Below are 6,529 nucleotides of genomic sequence, written 5' to 3'. Positions count from 1 at the left end.
TATTGTGTTCTGATGGTTTAAGTGATAATAACTGGGTAGAACAATCTTGGCAGGATTACGCAATACCCGTGTTAACCGGGCAACTGACAATTGATGATGCTGTCCGCAACTGGATTAACTTGGCAAACGAAAAAAATGGGCGTGATAATACATCGGTTGTTCTCACTTATTGCCGTGTCTCCCCAGAATATTTAGTACCTGTGACTCCGGCGTTGCCTGAAGAGATTATAGAAGCGGAAATACAAGAAGAGGAATTAGAGGAAGTAGAAGAACCCACTTCTTTTACAGAAAGTTCGCAAGCTTTGCTAGATTTGGATCTAGATTTGGATCTTTCTGAGGAACCACCTCTTAACCCAGAAATTCCACCAACTTTAATTACAAAACCAAAGCGGGGTAAAGCTTTGGTAATGGTGGGGGGAGTGTTGGCGTTGCTTGTGGGGGGTACAAGTCTGGGATTATTTGCTTGGTGGCAAGTTAATCCTCAAGGATTCCAACAGATGTGTCGCCAACTTCCCCAAAAAGTGCAGCAAGTGTGTCCAACTGGGAAATAGGTTATATCGAAATATTCTAATGTTGATGAGGAATATTGCACCATTGATAAGGAATATTGTAATGTTGATGAGAAATATTGCAATGTTCCTTATGGATGTTGTAATGTTGATGAGAAACATTGCAATGTTTGGGAGAAATATTACAATGTTTCTTAAGGATGTTGTAATGTTGATGAGAAACACTGCAATGTTGATGAGGAATATTGCAATGTTGAGAAGAACTCAGGTGATAGAGAAGAAAGTGGCGATCGCTAGTGCATGAATATAGGTTGCGATCGCACCAGAGATAACTTTACATCACATCTTATACCCACGTAAAAGCTAGCCTAATGGGTGGGGTATTCCAATGCCATATCCCTGTGCGTAATCAATTCCTAGTGCCGTAATTCGCTCTAAAATTGCGTCATTTTCCACAAACTCAGCAATCGTCTGAATACCCATCACACTGCTAATGCGCGTGATTGCTGTCACAATTGCATCATCCACAGAATTCTCAACAATGTTCCGAATAAAGCTGCCGTCAATTTTCAGGTAATTCACAGGCAGAGACTTGAGATAAGCAAACGACGACATCCCCACCCCAAAATCGTCTAACGCAAAGCGACAGCCCATCTCTTGAAGTGACTGAATGAACTGCTTGGCTTTGAGCAGGTTGGCGATCGCTACAGTTTCGGTAATCTCAAAGCAGATGCGCTGGGGTAAGATCGGGTATAAAGAAAACTGCTCATACAGGAAGTTAATGAACTGATCGTCGTTGATGCTAGAGCCAGAGAGGTTAATTGCATAGATACTTTGTTTATCGCCAACAACCCTTGGCCAATTCTTGAATAGAGTCCGAATCACCCACCGATCAATCAGGTGCATCAAGTTGTAGCGTTCTGCTGCTGGAATAAACGCCATCGGCAGCACTAAATTTCCCTGCTCATCCCGGAGCCGCAGCAAGACTTCATAATGGTCATCGTTTTGATCTGCCGGGGCGATCGCAGCAATTTTTTGAGCATAGAGACAAAACCAATTACTTTCCAAGGCTTGAGAAATGCGGCTAGCCCACTGTATCTCCCCGCGTCGTTGCAATCGCTCTTGGTCGTCAGCCTCAGCAACGTACACGCGATTGCGCCCCCGATTTTTTGCAGTATAGCAAGCTGCGTCAGCCGTGCTGATAATTTCTGCAAGGCTCTCGCTATGCCTGTCAATACCAATTAAGCCAATACTTGCTCCAATTAAAAATACTTGCTCTTGCCAAACAAACCGGAACTCTTGAACACATTCACGCAGCTCATTGGCAACTCGTAAAGCTTGCTCTAGTGGACACTGATTGAGCAATACGCCAAATTCATCGCCTCCTAACCGTGCCAGTGTGTCAGCTTTCCGAATCTTCTCCTGCAATAAGACAGTAATTTGACGCAGTAATTCGTCTCCAGCCAGATGACCACAGGTATCATTTACAATTTTGAAGTGATCGAGATCCAAATAGCACAAGGCATGAACCTGGTAGTCTAACTTAGCAAGGCGCAATGCTTGTTCAACCCGCCGCTCAAACTCCTGACGATTCACCAATCCGGTTAAGGCATCATGGCTTGCTTGCCAGGATAACTGAAGTGCAAGCTTGCGCTTCTGAGTCACGTCATGAAACACCATAATCGCACCAATAACTTGTTCCTCACGATTGCGAATGGGTGCGGCTGAATCTTCAATCGCAATCTCTTCAGCATTCTCAGTAATTAAGACGGTATGGTTTGCTAAACCCACAATTCGATTTTCCTGTAACGCTCGCTCAATTGGGTTCTGAACTATCTCCCGTGTCGTTTCATGCACAATTTTTAAGACTTCTGTTAACGGCAACCCTTGTGCCGATGCTTGACTACATCCGAGCAGAGATTCTGCAACCGGATTGAGATATTGAATCCTGCTAAACGCATCTGTGGTAATAACTGCATCTCCGATCGATTGCAACGTCACCTGAGCTAATTCTTTTTCTTGAAAAAGTGTTTCTTCAATTTGCTTGAGGGCTGTGATATCGCGTCCCACTGATTGAAATTCGATAAAGCATCCTTGCTCGTCAAACAGCATTCTGTTATGCCACTGAGTCCAACGCACCCTATTTGCCACAACGACGCGATTTTCAATGATGACAACAGGATTCTCGACACTAATTGAAGCTACTAATTGAGTAACTCGCTCCCGATCTGCCTCAAAGATAATCGGTTGATAGCAAGTGCCAATTAGTTCCTCTGGCGATCGCCCAAAATAAAGCGCATAAGCTCGGTTGACAAAGGTGAGTGTGCCGTCTGGTAAATATCGGGCAATGAGTTCAGTCTGATCTTCGACAATGGCACGGTAGCGAATCTCGCTTTGTTTCAGAGCAATTTCTGCCTGTTTGCGTTCTGTAATGTCTAGAATAGCTCCATACAGTCTAATCGTCTTACCTTGAGTATCATAAGCTACCTCTGCTCTCGACTCCAGGTAGCGCAATGAGCCATCAGGTCGGATAATGCGATATTCAAGATTGAAAGGGTTTCCTTTGGCGATCGCTTCTAGTAGATGCCTCTGCAACACTGGTCGGTCTTCTGGGTGAAGCATCTGGAGAAATGCAGCCTGTGTCGGTGTTGATTGAGTAGGATTTAGACCAAAGATGCGGAAGGTTTCGGCTGACCAAATTTGTTTTTGAGACTCTAAGTACCATTCCCAACTGCCCAGATGGGCAATTTTTTGAGCAGTAGCTAGCAGCGTTTCACTGCGTCGGAGTTCTTCCTCGACTTGTTGGCGTTCCTTGATTGCGCCTTGCCGTTCTGTAACATCTTGGGCAGTCCCATAGAGGCGAATTACTTTTCCATCCGCGTTGAATTCTGCATGTCCAATCCCCTCAATATAAATAGTAGACCCGTCAGTTTGAGATACGCGCAAAATGAGTTTGTAGGATTCGCCAGTTGACATTGCCCGCTCAATTGCTTGTGCTAATTTTCCTGCGTCTTCTGGGCAGTACATTTGCAGATTTTCTTGGTAGTTCGGCTCAAGAAGTGCGGGATCTCGATTAAAGAGATCGAACAGTTGCTTTGACCAGTTAATTTTGCCAGTGGCAAGTTCAAACTCCCAATTACCGAGACGAGCAACTTGCTGAGATTCTTCTAATAAGGCTTCACTCTTGCGTAGTGTTTCTTCAGCACACTTGAGGTTGGTGACATCCACCACTAACCCATCCCAAAGCACACGACCATCTTGCAACTGGCGTGGCGTGGAACGAAAATGAAACCATTTAAGTTGAGCGCTGGGCGTTTGGATTCGCAGTTGTATATCAAACACCGAGAGATTCCGTAGGGATTCATCAACTGCTGCCTGAAAGAGGGGTACATCCTCTGGGATAACCTGGCGATAGAGCAAACTTGAATCTTTCAGTGCATCTTCTGCGCTGACTTCCGTCAGTTTTTCAATCCCCACGCTGATATAAGCAAAGCGATCGCTGCCATCTACTTCGCGGATTACCTTATAAATTGCCCCATTGGGCAGATTATCGCCAATTCGCCGCAACATAGCTTCCCGCTCTTGTAGTGCGAGTTCTGCCTGTTTGCGTACGCTCATTTCCCGCTCCAGTTCTTGATTGGCTGCCTCCAGTTGTGCAGCACTGCGGAGAGCAAGTGCTTTTGGTATTAAAGGTATAAGTTCACCGGCTGTGTACAGTGAAACTACGGCTGTAATAGCTTTAAGGCAACCACTCAACCAATAAGTTGGATACCAGAGCGTCCAAATCTCCATCAGGTGGGTAGTACCACAAGTAATAATAAATGTTGCAAATAGCAGAAATATCCAGTTGAAGGGCAAATCTTGGCGCTTACGGACAAAATAAAGTAGCGTAATGGGAATGGAATAATAAGCAAGCGCAATTATACTGTCGGATACAATATGCAACCCCACTAATTCTGGTTTCCAGAGATAACAATGACCGTGGGGAATAAACTGCTTATAAGCAAGAAGGCTTTTCCAAAATTCCAGCATCACTTTGTCTCAAATACAAGTTGTTTTATTTAAGTAGTAGTTAATTATATTACACCTAAATACCTTCAGCATTGGGTAGCTTTACGTCGCAGTATCGCCGTTACTTTAGCATAAGCGGCGCACCTGGTAGCGATAAAAGTGCTATCCTTGCCAACTATGTGACAAAAAATTCATGTATTCTTTACTACAACATCCAACTTGATTGCATACAAACGAGCGTAGGCGTAGCCCGTCGTAGACATCGCAATAACAGCGCATCTACCATACACGAAAATTCGTGAGAGAGTTGACCTGGGGAACATCCTAGAGTCAAGATAAAAGGGTTAGATATCTTGTCAAAGTCCTAAGCACATCTGATATCGCCTGATTTTTCTTTCATTTCCCTGCTTTTGGGGTGAAGAGGAAGGCTAGGGACGATACTTATTAACGCGGCAAAAAAACTTAAAAAAATACGCACGGATTGCTAAGACGTGCCTGGACGCAGAGGGTTAAATGCGCCGTTGCACCCCGATGAAGCGTCAAGAAATAGCTGATTAAATCAAATTCTAAGCGATTTAATCATATATTTTGTAGCAGATACTTGTGGAAAAGCAAATGCTAGGTGTAAATGTTGTTATGAAAGTTGGCGATCGCGTCCGCGTTAAAGATTCAGTAGTGGTGTATCATCATCCTGAACATCGAAATCAGCCTTTTGACATCAAAGGTACAGAAGGCGATGTAGTAGGTATTGCCACCCAATGGCGAGACAGACCTGTAAGCGCTAATCTGCCGATTGTAGTCCAGTTTAGTAAAAAGTTTAAAGCCCATTTACGTGAAAATGAGTTAGAAGTCATCTAAATCACTTATCGGCGGCGAAACCACTGAAAAATATTCAGTTCGCCGCGCATTCTTTTCAGTTCTTGGCGATTTTGTTCTGCTGTTGTATAATACCAATCACAATAACGCTGAAACTCTGACCGTGACCGAACTTCGTGGTAAAACTGATGGGTTGTTTGGTAAGAGGCAAAAGCTTCCTCAACTTGGACTTGAGGAGATGGCATTATATAAGGTAAATTTTTAGACATAAAATTAAGAGTTGAGAGTCGGGAGTTTTGAATTCAGGTAATTACCGCACTTTCTAATTAATAACTCATAACTACTGTACAGACGCGATTAATCGCGTCTCTCCTAATTCCTAACTTGATTAAAGCCAACCGCGTAAGCGATAGACAAAATAACCAATATACTCTTTTAAAGCGCTGGTAAATTGGTGTAAGTTCTCAGTATCAGGTAATAAATTGAGTATAGCCGCCTTGGGAGTATTACCGAGTTCTTGCAACTCACCCTCACTAACTAAAAAATCAGTTGGTGCAGGAATAGCGTTGATTCCTTGACGTTGGAAAATCTGAAGCGATCGCGGTATGTGCATTGCTGAAGTGACTAATAATACCTGACGAATGCCACGAGATGACAAAATTTTGCCCACATTTACAGCATTTTGATAAGTATTGAGAGAGTCAGGTTCTTGAACAATCGCCTCAAATGGAATACCAATAGATGTGAGTATCGTTGCCATATCTGCCGACTCTGGCGAACCACTTCCACGCCAATCAATGCGCCCCCCGCTCAGAATGATTATAGGCGCTTTTTTCTGCCGATACAGTTGTGCAGCATAGATGACGCGATCGCCAGCTTCACTCAAATCGACAGTAGGTCTTGGGAAAAAAGCTGATTTAGTTGCGCCACCCAAAACCACAATTGCTTCTGCATTAGGTATTTGAGCAGGTGGAAGATTTTGCCATTCGAGCGATCGCACTAATGATTTAGCGATCCAAGCATTGCTACAAAATAGCAATAAACTTAGGGAAAAAGCAATTGCGATCGCAGCAGTCCGAGGTCGTTTCCACAAAGTCACTAATGCTACCACCAAGCTTACACAGGCCAATCCTAGTGGATAAAAAAATAGTGGCAGTAATTTGGATAGATATAAAAACATATTATTTATTGGG

5 protein-coding genes and 1 pseudogene are annotated in these 6,529 nt (G+C 43.7%); 3 read left to right on the top strand and 3 right to left on the bottom strand.

Annotation, left to right across the window (positions count from 1 at the left end):
• Both HWQ37_RS00385 and HWQ37_RS00380 read left to right on the top strand, forming a co-directional pair.
• Positions 1–551 (top strand): annotated as a pseudogene (locus HWQ37_RS00385) (serine/threonine-protein phosphatase); the annotation flags it as partial.
• Between the two features lie 25 nt (positions 552–576).
• The gene (locus HWQ37_RS00380) at positions 577–813 is read left to right on the top strand and encodes a hypothetical protein (RefSeq protein ID WP_292742564.1); all 237 of its coding nucleotides are present in this window, start codon (positions 577–579) and stop codon (positions 811–813) included.
• Positions 814–872: 59 nt separating this feature from the next.
• Here HWQ37_RS00380 and HWQ37_RS00375 read toward each other — a convergent pair whose 3' ends face one another.
• Complete coding sequence (locus tag HWQ37_RS00375; protein WP_292742563.1) at positions 873–4,541, bottom strand: EAL domain-containing protein; 3,669 nt, start codon at positions 4,539–4,541, stop codon at positions 873–875.
• Positions 4,542–5,156: 615 nt separating this feature from the next.
• On the opposite strand from HWQ37_RS00375, the gene HWQ37_RS00370 reads away from it, so the two are divergent.
• On the top strand, positions 5,157–5,378 hold the full coding sequence (locus HWQ37_RS00370) for a ferredoxin-thioredoxin reductase variable chain (RefSeq protein WP_181985194.1): 222 nt from the start codon (positions 5,157–5,159) through the stop codon (positions 5,376–5,378).
• Between the two features lie 5 nt (positions 5,379–5,383).
• Here the strand turns inward: HWQ37_RS00370 and HWQ37_RS00365 are convergent, their stop codons facing one another.
• Both HWQ37_RS00365 and HWQ37_RS00360 read right to left on the bottom strand, forming a co-directional pair.
• On the bottom strand, positions 5,384–5,605 hold the full coding sequence (locus HWQ37_RS00365; RefSeq protein ID WP_292742562.1) for a hypothetical protein: 222 nt from the start codon (positions 5,603–5,605) through the stop codon (positions 5,384–5,386).
• Between the two features lie 119 nt (positions 5,606–5,724).
• Positions 5,725–6,516: a YdcF family protein gene (locus HWQ37_RS00360; protein ID WP_292742565.1), complete on the bottom strand. Its 792-nt coding sequence runs from the start codon at positions 6,514–6,516 to the stop codon at positions 5,725–5,727.
• Positions 6,517–6,529: the final 13 nt, after the last annotated feature.

It is taken from the genome of Nostoc sp. NMS4 (assembly GCF_017115095.1).
Lineage (GTDB): Bacteria > Cyanobacteriota > Cyanobacteriia > Cyanobacteriales > Nostocaceae > Nostoc.
The sequence above is the reverse complement of the archived record's forward strand: the minus strand, read 5'-3'. Positions and strand labels throughout refer to the sequence as shown.

Coding starts and splice junctions, on each gene's coding strand:
- HWQ37_RS00380 (WP_292742564.1), top strand. CDS start 577: ATGAGGAATATTGCACCATTGATAAGGAATATTGTAATGTTGATGAGA.
- HWQ37_RS00375 (WP_292742563.1), bottom strand. CDS start 4,541: ATGCTGGAATTTTGGAAAAGCCTTCTTGCTTATAAGCAGTTTATTCCC.
- HWQ37_RS00370 (WP_181985194.1), top strand. CDS start 5,157: ATGAAAGTTGGCGATCGCGTCCGCGTTAAAGATTCAGTAGTGGTGTAT.
- HWQ37_RS00365 (WP_292742562.1), bottom strand. CDS start 5,605: ATGTCTAAAAATTTACCTTATATAATGCCATCTCCTCAAGTCCAAGTT.
- HWQ37_RS00360 (WP_292742565.1), bottom strand. CDS start 6,516: ATGTTTTTATATCTATCCAAATTACTGCCACTATTTTTTTATCCACTA.